This window comes from Bacillus sp. FSL R5-0422, from assembly GCF_038610765.1.
GTDB lineage: Bacteria > Bacillota > Bacilli > Bacillales > Bacillaceae > Bacillus > Bacillus pumilus_O.
The window spans coordinates 172315-193592 of record NZ_CP152014.1 but is presented as its reverse complement, the minus strand read 5'-3'; the positions used below and the strand labels follow the sequence as shown (position 1 = coordinate 193592).

General features: G+C 42.6%; 16 protein-coding genes and 5 tRNA genes. 6 read left to right on the top strand and 15 right to left on the bottom strand.

Annotated elements, in window-relative coordinates; translation table 11 throughout:
* Positions 1–59: 59 nt before the first annotated feature.
* The 12 genes from glmS to MKX52_RS01040 form a co-directional block, all read right to left on the bottom strand.
* Positions 60–1862 carry a glutamine--fructose-6-phosphate transaminase (isomerizing) gene (glmS, locus tag MKX52_RS01095; protein ID WP_008360582.1) on the bottom strand — a complete coding sequence of 601 codons (1803 nt, stop codon included), beginning with the start codon at positions 1860–1862 and terminating at the stop codon, positions 60–62.
* A gap of 569 nt (positions 1863–2431) precedes the next feature.
* Positions 2432–3778, bottom strand: a complete 1347-nt coding sequence (glmM, locus tag MKX52_RS01090) for a phosphoglucosamine mutase (RefSeq protein WP_342491279.1) — start codon at positions 3776–3778, stop codon at positions 2432–2434.
* A gap of 25 nt (positions 3779–3803) precedes the next feature.
* Positions 3804–5213 (bottom strand): YbbR-like domain-containing protein, encoded by a 1410-nt coding sequence (locus MKX52_RS01085; protein ID WP_342491278.1) that lies wholly within the window; start codon positions 5211–5213, stop codon positions 3804–3806.
* The gene (gene cdaA, locus MKX52_RS01080; protein WP_012008741.1) at positions 5206–6027 is read right to left on the bottom strand and encodes a diadenylate cyclase CdaA; all 822 of its coding nucleotides are present in this window, start codon (positions 6025–6027) and stop codon (positions 5206–5208) included. Before cdaA ends, MKX52_RS01085 begins: the two co-directional genes overlap by 8 nt.
* Positions 6028–6245: 218 nt before the next feature.
* Positions 6246–6872 (bottom strand): anti-sigma-W factor RsiW, encoded by a 627-nt coding sequence (gene rsiW / locus MKX52_RS01075; protein ID WP_342491277.1) that lies wholly within the window; start codon positions 6870–6872, stop codon positions 6246–6248.
* A gap of 14 nt (positions 6873–6886) precedes the next feature.
* Complete coding sequence (sigW, locus tag MKX52_RS01070; protein ID WP_003217112.1) at positions 6887–7450, bottom strand: RNA polymerase sigma factor SigW; 564 nt, start codon at positions 7448–7450, stop codon at positions 6887–6889.
* Positions 7451–7633: 183 nt separating this feature from the next.
* Entirely contained in the window at positions 7634–8545 is a 912-nt protein-coding gene (rocF, locus tag MKX52_RS01065; RefSeq protein WP_342491276.1) for an arginase, read from the bottom strand.
* A gap of 135 nt (positions 8546–8680) precedes the next feature.
* A tRNA-Gln gene (locus MKX52_RS01060) sits at positions 8681–8752 on the bottom strand.
* 4 nt (positions 8753–8756) lie between these two features.
* Positions 8757–8841, bottom strand: a tRNA-Tyr gene (locus tag MKX52_RS01055).
* 27 nt (positions 8842–8868) lie between these two features.
* Positions 8869–8941: transfer RNA gene (locus MKX52_RS01050), tRNA-Thr, on the bottom strand.
* Between the two features lie 3 nt (positions 8942–8944).
* Positions 8945–9020 (bottom strand) — tRNA-Val (locus MKX52_RS01045).
* A 7-nt stretch (positions 9021–9027) separates the two neighbouring features.
* A tRNA-Glu gene (locus MKX52_RS01040) sits at positions 9028–9102 on the bottom strand.
* A 221-nt stretch (positions 9103–9323) separates the two neighbouring features.
* On the opposite strand from MKX52_RS01040, the gene murQ reads away from it, so the two are divergent.
* The 6 genes from murQ to MKX52_RS01010 are packed head-to-tail and all read left to right on the top strand — an operon-like array spanning position 9324 to position 17056.
* Complete coding sequence (murQ, locus tag MKX52_RS01035) at positions 9324–10235, top strand: N-acetylmuramic acid 6-phosphate etherase (RefSeq protein WP_216889220.1); 912 nt, start codon at positions 9324–9326, stop codon at positions 10233–10235.
* Between the two features lie 14 nt (positions 10236–10249).
* On the top strand, positions 10250–11119 hold the full coding sequence (locus MKX52_RS01030) for a MurR/RpiR family transcriptional regulator (protein ID WP_012008736.1): 870 nt from the start codon (positions 10250–10252) through the stop codon (positions 11117–11119).
* Positions 11116–12489 carry a PTS transporter subunit EIIC gene (locus tag MKX52_RS01025; protein WP_342491275.1) on the top strand — a complete coding sequence of 458 codons (1374 nt, stop codon included), beginning with the start codon at positions 11116–11118 and terminating at the stop codon, positions 12487–12489. The genes MKX52_RS01030 and MKX52_RS01025 overlap by 4 nt, the downstream gene beginning before the upstream one ends.
* 19 nt (positions 12490–12508) lie before the next feature.
* Positions 12509–13864 carry a penicillin binding protein PBP4B gene (pbp4b, locus tag MKX52_RS01020; RefSeq protein ID WP_251183975.1) on the top strand — a complete coding sequence of 452 codons (1356 nt, stop codon included), beginning with the start codon at positions 12509–12511 and terminating at the stop codon, positions 13862–13864.
* Positions 13865–13877: 13 nt separating this feature from the next.
* Entirely contained in the window at positions 13878–15797 is a 1920-nt protein-coding gene (locus tag MKX52_RS01015) for a glycoside hydrolase family 3 protein (protein ID WP_342491274.1), read from the top strand.
* An 11-nt stretch (positions 15798–15808) separates the two neighbouring features.
* Positions 15809–17056: a DUF1343 domain-containing protein gene (locus tag MKX52_RS01010; protein ID WP_342491273.1), complete on the top strand. Its 1248-nt coding sequence runs from the start codon at positions 15809–15811 to the stop codon at positions 17054–17056.
* Positions 17057–17095: 39 nt separating this feature from the next.
* Here MKX52_RS01010 and MKX52_RS01005 read toward each other — a convergent pair whose 3' ends face one another.
* The 3 genes from MKX52_RS01005 to hag form a co-directional block, all read right to left on the bottom strand.
* Positions 17096–18061, bottom strand: coding sequence for a bile acid:sodium symporter family protein (locus tag MKX52_RS01005; protein ID WP_224926011.1), 966 nt, complete (start codon positions 18059–18061; stop codon positions 17096–17098).
* Between the two features lie 76 nt (positions 18062–18137).
* Positions 18138–19562, bottom strand: a complete 1425-nt coding sequence (locus MKX52_RS01000; protein ID WP_342491272.1) for a SulP family inorganic anion transporter — start codon at positions 19560–19562, stop codon at positions 18138–18140.
* Between the two features lie 330 nt (positions 19563–19892).
* The gene (hag, locus tag MKX52_RS00995) at positions 19893–20861 is read right to left on the bottom strand and encodes a flagellin Hag (protein ID WP_088003663.1); all 969 of its coding nucleotides are present in this window, start codon (positions 20859–20861) and stop codon (positions 19893–19895) included.
* Positions 20862–21278 lie beyond the last annotated feature (417 nt).

The window sequence follows — 21278 nt, the reverse complement described above, 5'->3', positions numbered from 1 at the left end:
AATACCCCTTTAGAAAATGATATCTAAAGGGGTATCAAAAATCCGATTTTATTTAATTCCTACTCCACCGTCACACTCTTCGCAAGGTTACGTGGTTTATCTACATCACACCCGCGGTGAAGGGCTGCGTAGTAAGCGATTAGCTGTAATGGAACAACAGATGCAAGTGGTGCAAGTGCTGGATGTACAGCTGGAAGGACGAAACGGTCGCCTTCGTCTTCTAGGCCTTTTAGTGAGATGACACATGGGTTTGCACCACGTGCAACGACTTCTTTGACGTTACCGCGAATGCTGAGGTTCACGTGCTCTTGTGTTGCAAGGGCAATGACCGGTGTGCCTTCTTCAATTAAAGCAATCGTGCCGTGTTTGAGTTCTCCTCCAGCAAAGCCTTCTGCTTGGATGTAAGAGATCTCTTTTAGTTTGAGTGAACCTTCAAGGCACACATAGTAGTCAAGTCCTCTTCCGATAAAGAATGCGTTACGTGTCACTGTGAAGAAGTCACGAGCGATTTGTTCCATTTCATCCTTTTGATCCACAAGGGCTTCCATTGCGTTTGCTACAATTCCAAGCTCTTTCACAAGGTCGAAGTCAAGAGATTGACCATTTAATTCAGCTGCAACAGATGCAAGGATCGCAAGAACAGCGATTTGCGCTGTGTAAGCTTTTGTTGAAGCCACTGCGATTTCTGGTCCTGCATGAAGAAGCAATGTGAAGTCCGCTTCACGAGAAAGCGTAGATCCTGGTACGTTTGTGATCGTTAATGCTTTATGACCAAGCTCTTTGACTTGAACAAGTACAGCACGGCTGTCCGCAGTCTCCCCAGATTGAGAAAGGAAGATGAACAACGGCTTTTTCGATAGAAGCGGCATGTTGTAAGAGAATTCACTTGCTACATGGACTTCTACAGGTACTTTTGCCCAGTCTTCAATATATTGTTTACCAACAAGTCCTGCATGGTAGCTCGTTCCACAAGCCACGATGTAAATGCGGTCTGCTTCTGCTACTGCGCTTGCGATATCGCCAGCGACTGACAGTTTGCCGTTTTCGTCTTGATATTCTTGGATGATTTTGCGCATAACAAGCGGCTGCTCATCCGTTTCTTTTAACATGTAGTGAGGATATGTGCCTTTCTCGATGTCGCTTGCATCTAGCTCAGCGATATAAGAAGGACGTGTCATGATATCACCGTCAAGGTTTTTAATAATAACCTCGTCTTTTGTGACAATGACCATTTCTTTATCCATTAATTCCGCATATTCGTTTGTTACTTGAAGCATCGCCATTGCGTCAGAAGCTACAACGTTGAAATCTTCTCCGAAACCAACCAATAATGGGCTTTTGTTTTTCGCCACATAGATTGTTTCTTTGTTTTCGTTATCGAAAAGAGCAATTGCGTAAGAGCCTTTTAGTTGAAGAAGCGTTTGACGGAAAGCTTCCTCTGTATCAAGACCTCTGTTCACAAATTGTTCGATGACTTGAACAACAACCTCTGTATCTGTGTCGCTTTTTAGTGTGACGTCTTGTAAATATTCGCGTGTCAATTGTACATAGTTCTCGATGACACCGTTATGAACAAGCGTAAAACGGCCAGAAGCACTTTGATGCGGATGCGCATTTAGATGGCTTGGTACACCGTGTGTTGCCCAGCGTGTATGTCCGATTCCAGCTGAAGATGCTACGTTTGCATCAACAACTTCACGAAGCTCAGCGATACGTCCTTTTTCTTTGAACACATGCACGCCTTCTTCGTTTGCCACAGCGATACCTGCTGAGTCATACCCACGGTACTCAAGCTTCTCTAAACCTTTTAATAAGATTTCCTTCGCATCATTCTGACCAATATAACCTACGATTCCACACATAAATATTCTTCCTCCCGATCATGTGAAAGGGACAAAGAAAGCCTACTACAATAGAAGGGACATTTCTTCGTCCCTCTCTACATGTTTAATTTGGGAGATCATGTGTATTCCCTTTGTACAAAGAGTCACCTCTTTGCTTTAAAGAAACACTTACGGCTGTGATCTCTTTTTGATCAGCCGGGAGGCATCCGCCGAAAATTCGATAACCTCCATCCTCGTCAACTAAGCATCTTTCGTCCGATCGCTTAGTTCGGGCGCTATAATTATAAGAGAGTTGCTGAACATCTACCCTGCCTTTCCTGATAGAATAAAAATCCAGTAACACAAGGATGATTGTACTATAAGGTCTGACCTCCGTCAATCACAATGTAGCGGGTGATCCCTTTCAAGAAAGTAAGACCTCCATACACTATATGCGATGAGGCTTGTCACGTTCTACCTTTGATGTGCTCTCCTATGTATGAAGACAACAGTAAATTGCCCTCGCATATAAGATTCGTACAAATCCATCCATTTATGACGTTTATTCGAAAAAAAGCAAACCGCTACTAGCGATTTGCTTTCATCTATTACTCAATACCCATTTCCTCTTTCACAACAGCGGTAATGCGAGTCACATATTCATCACATAGCTCTTTTGTTTTCGCCTCTGCCATGACACGTACAAGCGGCTCTGTTCCAGATGGTCGAACAAGAATACGGCCGTCACCGTTCATCTCTTTTTCAACCTCTTGAATGACTGCTTTTACTTTTTCATTTTCTTCTACTTTATATTTATCAGACACTTTCACATTCACTAGAAGCTGCGGGAATTTCTCCATTTCAGCTGCAAGCTCTGACAATGTTTTCCCTGTTGCTTTGAGTGTGTTGACAAGCATAATTGCAGAAAGCATGCCATCACCTGTCGAATTGTAATCAAGGAAAATCAAGTGGCCTGACTGCTCACCGCCGACATTATACCCATCCTTTTTCATCGCTTCAACCACATAGCGGTCACCAACAGCTGTTTGGATGCTCTTAATGCCTTGTTTTTCGAGCGCTTTATAAAAACCTAGGTTACTCATGACTGTGGATACGACAGTGTTATCCTTTAATCGGCCTTCGCCCTTCAAATAACGTGCACATATGTACATAATTTGATCGCCGTCTACAATATCACCTTTTTCATCGACAGCAATCAGACGGTCACCGTCACCATCAAACGCAAGACCAATATCTGCACCCTTCTCCTTTACAAAAACAGAAAGCGCCTCTGGATGAGTTGAGCCTACACCATCATTGATATTCAATCCGTTTGGTGATGTTCCCATTGTGGATACATCCGCATCTAAATCCGCAAATAAATGTGTCGCTAGAGAAGAGGTTGCGCCGTGTGCACAGTCAAGTGCCACATGAATACCTGTGAAATCCTCATCTGCTGTCTGTTTCAAGAATTGCAAGTATTTCTGGCCGCCTTCAAAGTAGTCATTTACTGTTCCAAGGTCCGCTCCAACTGGGCGTGGCAATTGATCGACCGGCTGATCCATCAGCTGCTCAATTTCATTCTCCTGTTCATCAGACAACTTAAAGCCGTCACCGCCAAAGAATTTAATTCCGTTGTCTTGAACTGGGTTGTGAGAAGCAGAGATCATGACACCCGCTTCTGCGTCCATTGCTTTCGTTAAATATGACACTCCAGGTGTTGAAATCACACCTAGACGCATCACTTCAGCCCCAATTGAAAGTAAGCCAGCAACGAGCGCTCCTTCTAGCATATGGCCGGATACACGTGTGTCTCGCCCAACGAGTACCTTTGGACGTTCTTTATCCTTCGTGAGCACATAGCCGCCAAATCTCCCAATTTTAAATGCGAGCTCTGGCGTTAATTCGCTATTCGCCACACCCCTTACACCATCAGTTCCAAAGTACTTGCCCATGTTTCAATCGCTCCTTTTTTACCATTCAAGAGGACGATTCGTCCTCTTTTTTATCTTCTTTGATCCGCTGTCTTTGACTTGATTCTTTCTTTGCTTTATCTTGCGTGGTTTCTTCTTTACTCTTCTCTTCCTGATCATCGTCATCAGAAGATGGCTTCTTCTGATCATTTGTAGACGCTGGCTGATCTTCTGTCTCAGTAGAGGTCAGTTTCACTTTGACCTTTGATCTCGATAATGTCCACGTCACATTTTGAGGACCATTCACTTGAACTGTGACTTCATGTGTTCCTTCATTCAAGTCCCCGACATTGATATAGGCTTCAACATCTGAAGCCTTTAGTTTATCAATCGCACTCTTTGATCCTTTTGCTGTTAACGTGAGCCGTCCAAAAGATGGGCTCACAAATTCAGAGGTGAGATCCTTGCTCAGACCTACGATAGAAATTGGTACATTATCGATCTTTTTTTCTTGCGCTGTTGCAACCTTCACTTTGATCTTCACCGTTTCGGGCGATACCTTTTTCACACCATCTGGTATGGGAATATCGGCATCAATCTCCGTATCATCTTTGATCTTACTTAAGTCCAGCTTGACGCCATCAATAAAATCAAGAGAATCAAGCACTTTTTGAGAGCCGTACACTGTGACCTCACTCGGGCTTGTCTCAATACTTGAGATACTGATCCCATCCGGCAAACTGCCAGTCCTCTCTATTTTAAACGGAACCTTTTTGCTTGGACTTGAGATAGGAACTGTAATATTTACCACAGACGGACTTAATTCGACTGGCAGCTCATTCCCGCTGCTATCATACACAGTGAGTTTCGCTTCCTTTTCAATTTGCTGATCGACATCCTCTAGGTTCACAAATGCTTTAATGACAGAAATTTTGTCGATCACGTCCTTAGAACCTGTAACTGTCACTTTTTTTGGATTCACAATAGGTTGTTCAGGCGAATAGCCATCTTTGATTTTATTTTGATTATAAAATTCGGTTTCAACAGGAAATTCTGCTGTTGTCTTTTCTTGTATCGTCACCGTCGTCACAGATGGATTGATCGATAGTGTGAGTCCTTTTGATACATCTCTTGCTTTCAGCTCCACTTTATGAGTACCTGTGGATAAATTCTGCATATCTGCATATATTTCAAAGTTCTTTGTTTGTCTTGCTGTTTTCACTGCACTCGTTGACCCTTTAATTGTCACATTGACTGTTTGCGGCACACCAGTAACGACGTACTTCTCGTCATCATAATACGCTTTAACAGGAATGTCTGTTAGGGTTGCTTCATCTGTCGTCGATGTTGGGAAAAAGGATTCACCGATTTTTTTCGGCGTGGGCGCTTGCGCTGAATTGACTGCACCATACAGCAATAAAGCGAAGACCAATGCAAGAAGCTTTACAGCCCAGCGATTATTCAAAATCTTATCCATTTTTCTTGCCCCTCCAATACCATTTGGTCGAGGAAGCATCTTTGCTGTTCTTACTAAATTCAGCAATCAGCATTTCTTGAAGCGCTTCTTCTGTCAATTCTCGGTGGAGATCACCATTTCTTGCGACAGAAATGCCACCTGTCTCCTCAGAAACGATGACGGTCAAACTGTCTGTCACTTCGCTAATTCCGACTGCCGCCCTGTGACGCGTCCCAAGTTCCTTTGAGATAAAAGGGCTTTCTGACAGCGGTAAATAACAAGCCGCAGCTGCAATCTCATCACGCTTCATAATGACAGCACCATCATGAAGCGGGGTATTTGGAATGAAAATATTAATGAGCAGCTCTGAACTCACCTTTGCATTCAAAGGAATTCCAGTCTCTATGTAATCATTCATCCCAGTATCACGCTCAATTGTCAGCAGCGCGCCGATTCTACGTTTTGCCATATAGTTAATTGCTTTTGTAATTGCCTCGATCGTTTTCTGCTGCTGTTCCTCTACAGGTGTCCCGCTTCTTGAGAAGAAACGGCCGCGCCCAAGCTGCTCAAGCGCTCTCCTTAGCTCTGGCTGAAAAATAATAATGATCGCAAGGAATCCCCACGTAATCGCTTGATCCATCAGCCATTGAAGTGTGTTAAGACCGAGATACGCACTTCCCATCCTGACGAGAACAATGACCACAATTCCCTTTAAAAGCTGAACCGCTTTTGTTCCGCGGATGACCATCATTAATTTATATATCACATACCAAACAACGAGAATATCAACAGCATTACCGAGGTACTGCAAAAAAGGAATATCCCCTAAAGCCATTTCCTCGTCCTCCAGAATTTTCAGTTATTCTTCGTTTGATGCATTTTTAATAAAAAAAGAACCTATGTGTAAATACATAGCGTGGCTATTATACCACATTTTGTTTCAGCAAGGAAAACAGTTGCCATATATGGCTGGCGTGCTATTTCGGGGATACATTCAGACCTATGATATAGAAAAAGAGCAGCCCCTAAAGAGACTGCTCTCGACCCGTATGATTACTTTTGCTCCTCTGGTCCAATGACCCGCATCACATTTTGTGCTGTAGATTTCATTTTGTACCAAATCCAATCAAACACTTCATTAATTTCATTAATTTGACCAGTGACTTGTCCGGCAGAAGCAGTCAGCTGTTCCCCATTGACGACGGTGACATTTCCATCAACCTTGCCTTCTACAATCAGCTTGCCATTTTTGACAGTGACATCACCTTTTACGGTTTCCCCTTTAGGTACGGTCACTGTATCATTTACAACGACGAGATTCGGCTGTTTTGACACACTGAAATTATGATCCGTATTCCAGCTTGTAAACAGACTACCTCCCATCAAAATGAGAAAGAGGGCAGCGGCCACCATCAGCGGATGAGCTTTGATCCATCTTTGAATCGACACACGCTTTTTTTCCTTTGGAAGACCTGCCATCACCTTTGCAGTGAAATCAGTTGGTGCTTCTATATGAGATGTACTCTGCACAAGCGCGATGGATTTCTCAATTTGTTGAAAATGAGTACGGCACTCCTCACACGATTGCAGGTGGCTTTTTAATTCTTTTTCGTCTTGGGGATCAATGTCCCCGTCTAAATACTGATGCATAAGCAGGACGATTTTTTCCTGACAGCTCATCAAAATCACCTCACTCAAAGGTCTCTCAACTGTTTCCGGAGAGCCTCTCTACCCCTGTGTATTCTCGTTTTCACCGTACCAACTGGTATATTTAGGATCTCACTAATTTCTTTTAACGAGAGTTCATCAATATACTTTAATACGATGACCGAACGATATTTATCGGGTAATCTTAGAATTTTTTGCTGAATGGTACTCGATAATTCAAGAGACACCACCTCTTCCTCTGGCAAAATGCCATCAGCAGCAATTTGAGAATACATATTTAATCCTTCTGTTCCTGCCACCTCTGCATCTAAATAATAATCCGGCTTTTTTTTGCGAATACGATCGATGGTCAGGTTGGTTGCAATGCGGTACAGCCACGTAGAAAACTTACGATTCACATCAAAGCTTTCAATATTCACATAGGCACGAATAAACGCCTCCTGTGCGATATCCTCTGCTTCGTGTGCATTCCCAAGCATACGGTAGCACAGCTGATAAATTTTGTCTTTATACAGGTCTACGATGTCTGCAAATGCGTTCTGGTCGCCTTTTTTCAATTGCTTAATTCTCTTTTTAATCATTGTGTCCATAGTATATTCAACCTCTGCCTTCACCGGTCTTTATGTATACGAACCTCTTTCCAAAAGGTTTCATTCTCCTCTAAAAAATAGTGTAACAAATTTTTGACAGCGTGTTACGTATATCCACCAGTAAAAACCTTAATATATCCTTAAATTTATCCAAAACAAAAAAGAACGGGAACAAGTCCCGCTCTACAATAGCTTTTCGCCCATTAATGATCCAATCAGCGCAACAGCTGCCTCGGCTGTTTTATTTTTTTCATCCAAAACCGGATTCACCTCAACAAATTCAGCTGAAGTCAAAATACCCGCTTCCTCTAAAAGCTCCATGGCTAGATGACTCTCCCGGTAACTGATGCCGCCTGCCACAGGAGTTCCTACACCTGGACACTCGGCTGGATCTAATCCATCTAAATCAAGTGACAGGTGGACACCATCCGTTCTTTCCTTTAAATATGAAATGGCCTCCTCCATCACCCTTGTCATCCCTAAACGATCTATTTCATGCATCGTATACACTTTAATACCTTTCTCTCTAATCAATGCCCGTTCTCCTTCATCTAAGGATCTAGCACCAATTAAAACAACATTCTCAGGCTTCAATTTTGGAGAATAACCACCAATGTTCGTCAAATCAGCATGACCAAGGCCAAGACTGACTGCAAGCGGCATACCATGTATATTTCCAGAAGGAGAGGTCTCCTCTGTATTTAAATCACCGTGTGCATCATACCAAATGACACCTAAGTTTTCATAGTGCTTGGATACTCCCGCAAGTGTGCCAATGGCAATGCTGTGATCACCGCCTAAAATGAGCGGGAATGAGCCTGATTGCACAATACTGTCAACCTTCTCAGCCAGCAGCTGATTCGCACCAGCATTCTCCGTTAAATTTTTTAGCTTTTCACTTGAATATAAACCCTTTTCATCATCTCTTTGTTCAACCGGAATATCTCCGAGATCTTCCACTTCAAATGAAAGCGATTCCAATTTTTCTTTTACGCCTGCACACCGAATCGCACTCGGTCCCATGTCGACACCCCTTCTCATCTGACCCAAATCCATTGGAACCCCGACAAGTGTGACTTTCTTTTGCTCTCCCATATGTACATCCCCTTTCCGTTCCTGCTTATATTTTACTTTCTCGATGCCTTATGACTCAACTCAACAATATTTTGAATAGTTATACATTCCGCTACCAACATAAAAAAAGACACCTTTTTCAAAAAGGTGTCTTAACTGGGCTAGCTGGATTCGAACCAACGCATGACGGAGTCAAAGTCCGTTGCCTTACCGCTTGGCTATAGCCCAAAAATGGTGGAGGGGGGCGGATTCGAACCGCCGAACCCGGAGGGAGCGGATTTACAGTCCGCCGCGTTTAGCCACTTCGCTACCCCTCCACATATGAAATTGATAAAGAAAAACAGTGCCGGCAAGAGGACTTGAACCCCCAACCTACTGATTACAAGTCAGTTGCTCTACCAGTTGAGCTACACCGGCATATGGTGGAGGATGACGGGCTCGAACCGCCGACCCTCTGCTTGTAAGGCAGATGCTCTCCCAGCTGAGCTAATCCTCCACATCAATGGTGACCCGTACGGGATTCGAACCCGTGTTACCGCCGTGAAAGGGCGGTGTCTTAACCGCTTGACCAACGGGCCAATTTGTCAAGTTTGACTGTTTCCTTGAAGCTGACAAAAGTTATTATATACAGGTTGTCCCCCTTTTGTAAAGGGGATTTTTATTTTTTTTATTTTCTAACTATTCACCTTCAATAAGCACCACTTTTTGTTTGAAATATAATTTCAGTATTTAAATATAATGTTGAAATTTCATATCATACTGAATATACTGAAAATGAAGAAATAAGGAGGAATGTCGCATGCAGCCATCTCAATTGCGTTCTTTGACAACAGAATCAAGAAATCCTAACACAATGGGAATATCACAAGCAGATCCGCTTGAAATACTCCAGATGATCAACGAAGAAGATATGAAGGTCGCTCAAGCAGTGAACTGTGTCCTACCACATGTCAAAACAGCAAGTGACTTTGCCTATGATTCCATTTCAAATGGGGGCAGACTTATTTATTTAGGGGCCGGGACAAGCGGAAGACTAGGTGTGATGGATGCTGTCGAATGTCCCCCTACCTATAGCGTCTCACCTGATGTGATTGTCGGCATCATGGCAGGCGGAGACTCTGCTTTTTCACATGCTGCCGAAGATGTGGAAGACAGTGAAGAAGCCGGCAAACAGGATTTAGTACACATTCACCTGACATCAAAAGATACAGTCGTCGGTATCGCTGCCAGCGGCAGGACACCCTACATCATCGGTGCTTTAAACTACGCTAAATCCATCGGCGCAAAAACAGTAGCCCTCAGCTGTAATGAACAATCAAAAATCAGCGAACTGGCAGACTGCGCCATTGAAGTCATTGTAGGACCAGAAGCCATTACTGGGTCAACACGAATGAAAGCCGCATCCGCTCATAAAATGATTTTAAATATGCTTTCCACCTCTGTCATGATCAGACAAGGAAAAGTATATGAAAACTTGATGGTTGATGTAAAAGTCAGCAATCATAAATTAAAAGAACGCGCCATCACCATCATTCAACATGTGACAAACGCTTCCTATGAACAAGCCTTGAAAACGCTTGAAGCGGCAGACTTAGAAGTCAAAACCGCCATCGTCATGCTTCAAACAAACACAGACAAGAAAACAGCCAAGGATTTACTCAACAAAGCAAATGGTCATATCGACAAAGCCATCTCACATCATCAATCCTAAAGGAGGCAGAGCTCATGTCAGCAGGTGGACTCACTCTACTTCACACAATGAAAGCAAAGCTCCCCCAATCTGAAAAAATCATTGCAGACTATATCCTTGCCCATCCTGACAAAGTCATTAAAAGCACAGTACACGAGATTAGTCAGGCAGCCGGTGCAAGCAGCTCTGCAGTCATTCGCCTTTGTAAATCTCTCGGTCTAGATGGCTACCACGATTTAAAAATGCGAATCGCTGGAGACTTGATGCACAGCGATAAACAGGGCTACCGTGATATCGAACAAGATGAACCAATTCAATCCATTATTCAAAAAACAGCAGGAAACTCGATTCAATCGATTAAGGATACTGCTTCTATCTTAAATGCAGATGCATTAGAAAAAGCTGTTCAATTACTGCTTCATGCAAACCAAATCCATTTTATCGGCGTCGGTGCATCTGGCATCGTCGCAGCGGATGCCCAGCAGAAATTTCTTAGAATCAATTATGCAGCGACTGCCTTTACTGACATGCACATCGCATCAACGGTCATCGCAAATGCAGGAGAGAATGACATCGTGTTCGGTATATCTTTTTCAGGAGAAACGTTAGACATCATTCAAGCCCTACAGCTCGCAAAAGACAATGGAGTGAAAACCATTGCCTTGACGCACCCAGGCCATACAAGCGTTTCTGCCTTATGTGACGTTCACCTCTCGACGTCCGGTTCCAATGAAGCACCTTTTCGCAGTGCAGCCACTTCCTCTAGAATGGCACAGCTCTACTTAATTGATGTCTTGTTCCTCAGCTTAGCTTCCCGTCAATATGAAGAGACAGCGCAATATATTGATAAGACAAGACACGCCATCCGCTCCATGAAACGAAAATCAAAGGGGGATTCAACATGAGTCATCAAACGAAATATCAACAGTTGGCGAAAGGCATCCTTTCTCTCTGTGGTGGTTCTGAAAACATCTCTTCCCATACACATTGTATGACGCGTCTCCGAATTACACCGATTGACAATGAACAAGTTCAGATCAATGCAATCAAAGAACTCGATGGCGTCATTGGAGTCGTTGAGGCAGAAACGCTGCAAATCATCTTAGGTACTGGTGTTGTTAACCAAGTATCAAGTGCGTTTGAACAACTGCTAAATGCCACTGGCTCCTATGATTTAAACAACGAAGCACAAAAAAACAAGCAAGCCATTTCACAAAAGAACCGTACACCGTTCAAGCTGTTCTTACGACGAATTGCCAGCATTTTCATTCCTATTATTCCAGCACTCGTTGCATCAGGTCTTATTACAGGGATTACAAAAGCAATCGTGCAAGCAGGCTGGCTTGATGAAAAATCTCAAGCAGCGATCATTTTAACCGTTATTGGTTCAGGGTTGTTCGCATATCTCGGTATATTAGTCGGAACAAACGCCGCAAAGGAGTTCGGGGGCTCTCCTGCATTAGGCGCATTAGCTGGGATCCTCATTATTAACCCAGCCTCCGCAGACATTATGCTATTTGGCACAAATATTCTACCAGGCAGAGGCGGACTTATCGGTGTTCTCCTAGCCGCTATTTTTATGGCAGTTGTGGAAACAAGAATCAGACGCTTTGTCCCGCAATCACTTGATATCATCGTCACACCAACCATCACACTACTTATTACAGGCATTTTTACGTACGTTGTCTTCATGCCAGTCGGCGGATTTATATCGGATGCCATTACCTCAGGATTAACTTATCTATTAAATATGGGCGGCATCTTCGCTGGATTTGTTCTTGGTGCGACCTTCCTTCCACTAGTTGTAACAGGACTTCACCAAGGGCTGACACCGATTCATATGGAACTCATCAATTCCATAGGAGATGACCCGCTTTTACCGATTCTCGCTATGGGCGGTGCAGGACAGGTAGGTGCAGCATTCGCCATTTATATGAAAACAAAAAAGAAAAAACTCAAAAGAGCCATCGCAGGTGGACTTCCTTCGGGGATGCTTGGCATTGGTGAACCACTCATTTTCGGTGTCACACTCCCGCTGGGACGACCATTTCTCACCGCTTGTCTTGGCGCTGGAATTGGCGGTGCATTTCAAGCCTACTTCCAAATTGCAACGAAGGCGATTGGTGTATCAGGTCTCCCATTAACCTTTATTGTTCACACACATCAAATGCTTCTTTACTTAATCGGACTCTTTATTGCTTATGTCGCTGGATTTATTTTCACATACTTATTTGGTTTCCATGATGATATGGCTGTTGAATTTGAGGAAAAATAAGCAATAGGAGGGCTAACTCTTGAAGAAATACTTTCTATTAATAACAAGTCTGCTCATGCTCCTTGGATTACCAGCACAAACATTTGCAACTAGCTCCCATCCTGTATCGTCTTTGTCTAAAACAGCACCTGAAGAATACCCCGTCTTAAAAAAGGCAAAACGACCGGAACATGTTGGTTTTTCTTCCAGGCAGCTTAGGAAGGTTGATCACATGATTCAAAAGGACATCAAAGAAGGATTTCCTGGAGCCGCACTCATCATTATCAAAGACGGAAAAATCGTCCATCAAAAAGCCTATGGCTACAGGCAAAAATACAACGGTACAACAGAACTCAAATCCTATAAGAAAATGAAAAAAAATACAATGTTCGACTTAGCATCCAACACCAAAATGTATGCGACAAACTATGCCCTGCAAAAACTTGTCTATGAGAAAAAACTAGATGTGAACGAAAAAATACAAGCCATCCTGCCAGATTTTAAAGATGAACCAGATGCAAAGGTAACCGGCAAAGATCAGCTCCGTGTAAAAGATCTTCTGACCCACTCTGCCGGACTCCCTTCCAGTGTCTTATTTTATAGCAAAGAAGCAGCCGGCACCTTTTACTCTCAAGATAGAAAGACAACGATGAAATGGCTGCCGAAGGTTCCTTTGCAATACAAACCAGGCACCCAGCACATTTATAGTGACATTGATTACATGCTGTTAGGCATGATCATTGAGAAAAAAACAGGGATGCCTCTTGATCAATATGTAGAGTCGACAATCTACCAACCGCTAGGTCTCAAACACACCATGTTCAATCCGCTGCAAAAAGGTTTTAAACCGAAGCATTTTGCAGCAACCGAACGTGTAGGTAATTCGCGAGATGGTGTCATTGATTTTGAAAACATTCGCAGATACACCCTGCTAGGCGAAGTACACGATGAGAAAGCATTTTACTCAATGGCAGGAATCTCTGGTCATGCTGGACTTTTCTCTAACATATCCGATATGGCCGTGCTACTCCAGCTCATGCTGAACAAAGGAGGCTATGGAAAAACCACCATCTTTGATCAAGCTTCTATTGATCTCTTTACAGCCTCTTCTGATACAAACCCAACATACGGGCTAGGCTGGCGTAAAAACGGTCATACTGACATGGAATGGATGTTTGGAAAATACGCAAGTAACGAAGCCTATGGACATACTGGCTGGACTGGAACCATGACATTGATTGATCCAAAACATAATCTAGGCATCGTCTTGCTGACAAATAAGAAACATTCGCCTGTCGTTTCACCTGAAACCAACCCAAATCAATTTGAAGGTGACCTTTTCCCAACTGGCACTTATGGAGGCATCATGACCGCCATCTACGAATCTTTTAAGTAAAAGGAGGAATTCGATGTTAAAAGCACTGTTCCCCGCTGCTTTGGTTTTAGCTCTGCTCACCTCTTCTATTCCAACGGAAAAGGTGAGTTCTGCCCCTCTGCCAACCGCAAAACAAATGGTACAAAACATGTCTTTGGATGAAAAGATAGGCCAAATGCTCATGCCAGACTTTCGTAATTGGCAAACAAAAGATGAATCCACACCTGCAGGCTTTACTAAGATGAATAAAGAAGTGTCACACCTTGTAGAAAAATATCATCTAGGCGGTGTCATTTTATTTGCTGAGAATGTCGTTGATACGAAACAAACCGTCAAACTCACCCATGAATTTCAAAAAGCATCACCAAAGATTCCATTACTCATTTCAATTGATCAAGAAGGTGGAATCGTCACAAGATTACAAAAGGGAACACATTTCCCAGGAAATATGTCGATTGGTGCCTCTAGAAGCAAGAAAAATGCATACGACACAGGGAAAATCATCGGTAAAGAATTAAACGTACTAGGGATCAATACAAACTTCTCTCCTGTGCTAGATGTGAATAACAACCCAAACAACCCCGTCATTGGTGTCCGTTCCTTTAGCTCTGATCCTGCTCTTGTCACAAGGCTCGGTCTTCAAACCATGAAGGGACTTCAAAAGGAGAAGACGATTTCGACACTCAAGCATTTCCCGGGACATGGTGATACAGCAGTCGATAGTCACTACGGCTTGCCGCTCGTAGAACATGCTCTAGATCGTCTAAAAAAAGTGGAGCTGTATCCGTTTCAACAAGCGATCAACGCTGGTGCGGATATGGTCATGACCGCTCATGTTCAATTTCCTGCTATTGATGATACAACGTATAAAAGCAAAAAAGATGGCGAGGACATTATGGTTCCAGCAACCTTATCGAAAAAAGTCATCACAAATTTATTAAAAGAAGAGATGGGCTTTCAAGGAGTTGTCGTAACAGACGCCCTAAACATGAAAGCGATTGCAGATAACTTCGGGCAGGAGGAAGCTGTAGTGATGGCCATTAAGGCTGGCGCCGACATCGCCCTCATGCCAGCACCAGTCACCTCTCTAAAAACAGAGAAAAATCTTGAGAATGTGTTCAATGCGGTAAAACAGGCAATTGTAAAAAAAGAAATCCCGATGTCTCAAATCAACGAATCTGTTGAAAAAATTCTTCAATTGAAGATCAAACGTGGCATCATCTCTTCAAAAAAACCTATGACCCTTGAGAAAAAAATCAAAAAAGCCACTCAAATCGTTGGGAAAAAATCGCACCGGAAAGCAGAACAAAAAATGGCACGTGAAGGGATCACCCTGCTTAAAAACAACAATAAGACCCTACCCTTCAAACCTAAAAAGAATGACAAGATCTTGGTTATGGCACCTTACGAAGATCAGACAAAAGCCATGTCTGTCACAATTGACTCTCTGATTAAACAAAAAAAGATCAAGCCTGTACGTATCCAATCATATGCTTTTGCGGATAAGTCCTTCAACAAAGAAACAGCCAAACTCATACAAGACGCTGACTATGTGATTACAGGATCTTACGTTGTCCAAAATGACCCAGCTGTGAATGATGGTGTCATTGATGATAATGTACAGGACCCGAAAAAATGGGCGACTGCTTTCCCACGTGCTGTCATGAAAGAAGCTGCCGCACAAAACAAAAAAATGGTCGTCATGAGCCTAAGAAACCCTTACGATGCGGCAAATTTTGAGGAGGCGGATGCCTTACTAGCTGTTTACGGTTTTAAAGGCTATTCAAACGGACAATTCAACCAGCCAAATATTCCTGCTGGATTAGAAGTCATATTTGGCACTGCATCACCTAAAGGCAAACTGCCTGTAGATATCCCATCTGTCACTCATCAAAATCAAATCCTATATCCATTCGGCTATGGACTTAACTTGAAAGGGAAGCAGATCAAATAGGAGGGATTCTCTTGAAAAAAACAGCAAGCTTGATACTCGCAAGCATTCTTATGATGAGCACATTGACCGCCGCCTCCCCCGCAAACCAAGAACGAACAGATACAAAAGGAAAAAAAGCGGCAGTCAAAACAGGGATTGAAACACTACTCTCAGGCAAACTTTCATGGTTAAAAGGGAAAAAGGTAGGCCTCATTACGAATCCAACTGGTATTGATGCAAATATGAAAAGTAGTGTCGATCTTCTATTTGAGCATCCAAATATCAAGCTTACTGCTCTTTATGGGCCTGAACATGGTGTGCGCGGCGATGCACAAGCAGGAGAAGGCGTCGAATCCTATACCGATGAAAAAACGGGTCTTCCTGTTTACTCTCTCTATGGAAAAACAAGAAAACCCACACCTGACATGCTCAAAAATGTAGACGTCTTGCTGTTTGATATCCAAGATGTTGGTGCTCGTTATTACACCTATATTTACACGATGGCCTATGCGATGGAGGCCGCGAAAGAAAACAACATTCCCTTTGTTGTCCTAGACCGTCCAAATCCCATTGGCGGATTAAAAGTAGAAGGCCCTGTCTTAGAACCTGAGTACGCTTCATTTGTAGGGCTCTATCCAATACCATTAAGACATGGAATGACCACTGGTGAACTAGCCACATTCTTTAACAAAGAATTTCGTATTAATGCTGATGTCACAGTCATCAAAATGAAACATTGGAAGCGGTCCATGACGTTTGATGACACGAAGCTGCCGTTCGTCCTTCCTTCACCTAATATGCCGACAGTGGATAGTACCTTTGTATATCCCGCCACAGGATTAATTGAAGGGACAAATGTCTCTGAAGGCAGAGGAACAACAAAACCATTCGAGCTCATTGGCGCTCCATATATCAATAGCAATGAGCTAGCAGATCATTTAAATCAATTAAAACTAAAGGGTGTGAAATTTAGACCCGTATCATTCACCCCCACTTTTTCTAAACATGCAGGGAAGCTATCACACGGTGTGCAGCTATACGTCACAGACCGCTCTTCATTCGAAGCGGTAAAAACAGGTTTATCCATCATCAAAACCATACATGATTTATATCCAAAAGACTTTGAATTCCTTCAAACAGGAAGCTTTGATAAACTCATCGGGAATGGTTGGATCAAAGAAGAAATCAATCAAGGGACTTCCGTCAAACACATCATGAAACGCTATCATCACGACCTCAAATCGTTCGAAAAGAAACGGAAGAAATATCTCATCTATTAATTCACAAAAAGACCTCCATCTCATAGGATGGAGGTCTTTTCATGTTAAAGATTTAGTCACAGCAGGTGCTTTCAGCTCAAAACGATTGAGTAAGTAACCAAACAAGGCAGCAAGTACTTGCTGAAACAGCATACCAATCACAACAGGAACAGCAACAGCAGGCGGGAAAAAGCTAATCGCAAGCACAGCTCCGGCACTAATATTTCTCATACCGCCCGTATACACAATGGCAACAATCTCCCCTTGAGTACATTTCATCACCTTTCCAATCAACCACGCAAATGCATAACCACTCATCGCAATGAAAAAGACAGTCGCTGCTTTGCTAAAAAAGGCAGCATCCAATTCACGCAAATATGGGGCGACAACAGAACTGTTAATCGATACGACAACAAACAAGCCTAATTTTGAAAAAGGTGCCAAGGTCTGACTCATTGCTTTTGTCACCGATGGCTTTGCATACTGACGAACGAGCATCCCTAAAATAGAGGGCAGCACCACCATACCGAAAAGCCCTTTCATGATTGCCACCATGTCCATATGGACCTGTGTACCGACGAAGAGTGACAAACTTACTGGCACAATCAATGGCGAAAGCAATGTATCTATTAAAATGATAGATAACGTTAATCCGACATTCCCTTTATACATTGACGCCCATATTAAACTAGACACACCTGTCGGAATCACCATCGCAAGCGTCAAACCAGTGATCGTCATAGAATCACCCGCAAATATCAAATGCCCCGCTGACCAAGCATACAGAGGCATCAACACATGCAAAATCATAAACGATAAAATCAAAGGCAATGGATGCATCACCGTATGTTTTAATGCTGAAAAAGTAGACGACAAGCTCCCTGAAAATGTCATAATAGCAAATACCCAAGGCACCATAAACGTAAAATCCTTTAAATAAGCCGCCAATAAAACACCAAGTAATACACTAATAGGCGTAATAAATGGCATCATACGGCCGAGCACTTGGTTCAAACGCACAAGCATGCCGGCCACCTCCATCCTTCACTTTCTTACCTTTTCTATTGTAACAAACAGAAAGAACTTATAAAGAACCATTCGCCTATTTCACAAGATTTCGACTTTGTGTATCCATTCCAACTATGTCTACTTGTACGCCAGCTGCATAATACTTTTCCTTTACACGTTCTATCACTGCCACACCCGATTCATCCCATATACGCGCTTCAGATAGATCAATCACAACGGTTTGGAGATCATTCCCCTGATGGAACGCTTGGATGAAATCAGTGACAGAAGCAAAGAAAATTTGACCTTTAATTCGATAAACCCAAGTCCCTGCTTGCCTTTCAGTAGAGGTAATATGAAGCTTCGATATTTTTGCCACAAAGAATACCGCGCTAAGTAGAACACCTGCAAAAACACCTTTTGATAAATCATGAGTTAACACCACCGTCACGACCGTAACAATCATCACAATAGAATCTGTTTTCGGATTCTTTTTTAGCTGCTGAAAGGAACTCCAATCAAATGTCCCAACGGAGACCATAATCATCACAGCCACAAGAGCAGCCATCGGAATCTGAACCACAACATCACCAAGTACAAAAATGAGAACCATTAAAAAGGCACCCGCTACAAAGGTAGAAAGTCGGCCACGCCCACCTGCCTTCGTATTGATCACTGATTGACCAATCATCGCACAACCAGCCATACCACCAAAGAATCCTGCAACCACATTGGCAATCCCTTGACCTCTCGCTTCCTTGTTCTTTCGACTAGACGTCTCCGTCATATCATCAACAATCTGTGCAGTTAAAAGAGACTCAAGTAAACCAACCATGGCTAGCGCTAAAGAATAAGGAAAAATGATAGCAAGAGTCTCCCAGCTAAACGGAACTTGAGGAATCAGAAAAGCAGGCAAAGTACTAGGAAGCTCTCCCATATCTCCAACTGTTCTCACATCAATATGTCCAAATACAGCAATGATCGTCATGACAATAATCGCAATGAGGGGGGAAGGTATCACCTTTACCACCATCGGCAATAAATAAATGATCAGCAAAGCACCGCCTGTCATGATATACATGGCCAATGATTCCCCAACAAAATGCGGAAGCTGAGCCATAAAGATCATAATAGCCAACGCATTCACAAAACCAACCATTACGGATCTCGGAATAAACTTCATCAGACGAGACACTCGGCAAAGTCCAAACACTATTTGAATCAGTCCTGTTAAAATCGTAGCCGCAAACAAGTATTGCAATCCATGATCAGCTACCAAATTAACCATAACCAAAGCCAGAGCCCCTGTAGCAGCCGAAATCATACCTGGCCGTCCACCAACAAACGAAATGACAATGGCAATACAAAACGAAGCATACAACCCAACCTTTGGATCAACGCCCGCAATAATCGAAAACGCAATCGCCTCAGGAATTAAAGCCAGAGCCACTAAAATACCCGCCAGCACATCCTGACGCACATATCCAAACCATTCTTGCTTTACAAATAAATCTTTCAAACCATCTACTCCTTTTTATATACATACCGTACACGGAAAAGAAGATCATTCAAACCTGGAGATGAGGAAAGGAAAATTAACAATGCTTCACTTTCGGGGAAAAAGAGGAACGTACAGAGTCTTTTGTTAGAGAGGATAATCATCACTTTAGTAAGAATATAAGAAAGGAACGAAGGAATCAAGCACAAAAAGAAGGAAAGTGTAGAAAATTGATACAAAGCTTCCTTACCAATCGATTTATTCCATCTTCATGAGTCTATTTGTCACTGAGCAAGTCCAACATTTTAAAACAAACAAAAAAGCCCCTATATCAAAGGGGCTTTTGGTTTATTAACGTAATAATTGAAGTACGTTTTGCGGCTGTTGGTTCGCTTGCGCAAGCATCGCTTGAGACGCTTGAGAAAGAATGTTGTTCTTCGTGAACTCACTCATTTCTTTCGCCATGTCAACGTCACGGATACGAGACTCAGCAGCCGTTAAGTTTTCAGAAGAAGCACCAAGGTTGTTGATTGTGTGCTCTAGACGGTTTTGAACTGCACCAAGTTTAGAACGTTGTGCAGAAACTTGTTTAATAGCTCCATCAACGATTGCTAACTGATCATCAAATCCACCATCTTCATCAGCTGCAATTGTTTCAAATTTTGATACATCGATATCTTTAACAGATTTACCTGTCTCAGTTTTACCATCAGTGCCTGCAACGCCTAAAGCAACAGCGCTCATATCTTGAATGTTTACCTTAATTTGTTGTGTAGCATTTGCACCAATTTGGAATACTAAAGCCTCACCATCAGTTGCTGGGGTTGCTGGGATTTCTGGTGTTCCAGCATCTGGATCTGCAGGTGTGCCAGGTGTACCAGGTGTACCTGTTCCATTAAACGTACCATTTAATAATTTTTTTCCGTTAAACTCAGTACGATTAGAAATACCATCGACCTCATCAACAAGCGCTGTGATCTCATCTTTAATTGCAGTTAAGTCTTCACCTTGCTGTGTACCAGTATTTCCAGCTTGAACAACTAGTTCACGAACACGTTGAAGGATTGAGTGAGTTTCAGTCAATGCACCCTCAGCTGTTTGAATAAGAGAGATACCGTCCTGTGCGTTTTTAGAAGCCATTTCTAATCCGCGGATTTGCCCACGCATTTTCTCAGAGATTGCTAGACCTGCTGCGTCATCTCCTGCACGGTTGATTTTAAGACCAGAAGAAAGTTTCTCCATGTTCTTTTGGCTCGCACCGTTGTTTGCAGACAAACGGTTCAATGTGTTAAGTGCTGCGATATTGTGGTTAATTCTCATTTCCTATTACCTCCATGTAATTTTTTTCGAGCTTGTCTGTAAAGTCCATTTAGATGAGAAGCTCTTCCTTAGAATTTCCGATTTCTAAGGCATGTGTTAGTAGTAATGCAGAGCACCTTTGGCTCTCTAACTTTACTACCATATGTAACACCAGTTATGGCAATAATCATGAAATCTCCTTCTTTCAATGCTCACCATAACAAAGAGTATTGTGTTACCTACTATAGACAGACTTACCACATATTTTAGTTTGTGGAAATTGTAAATTTCACAAATTAGACACATTTAACAAGCATATAGGGATGACGAAATTTAATGAACTGCTTTTTATTGAATATTAAGTAAAACAAAAAGAACATATTACGAAAACAGGAGCAGAAACATGATTAGTGTAAAATCGTGTGGAAGCAACACGTT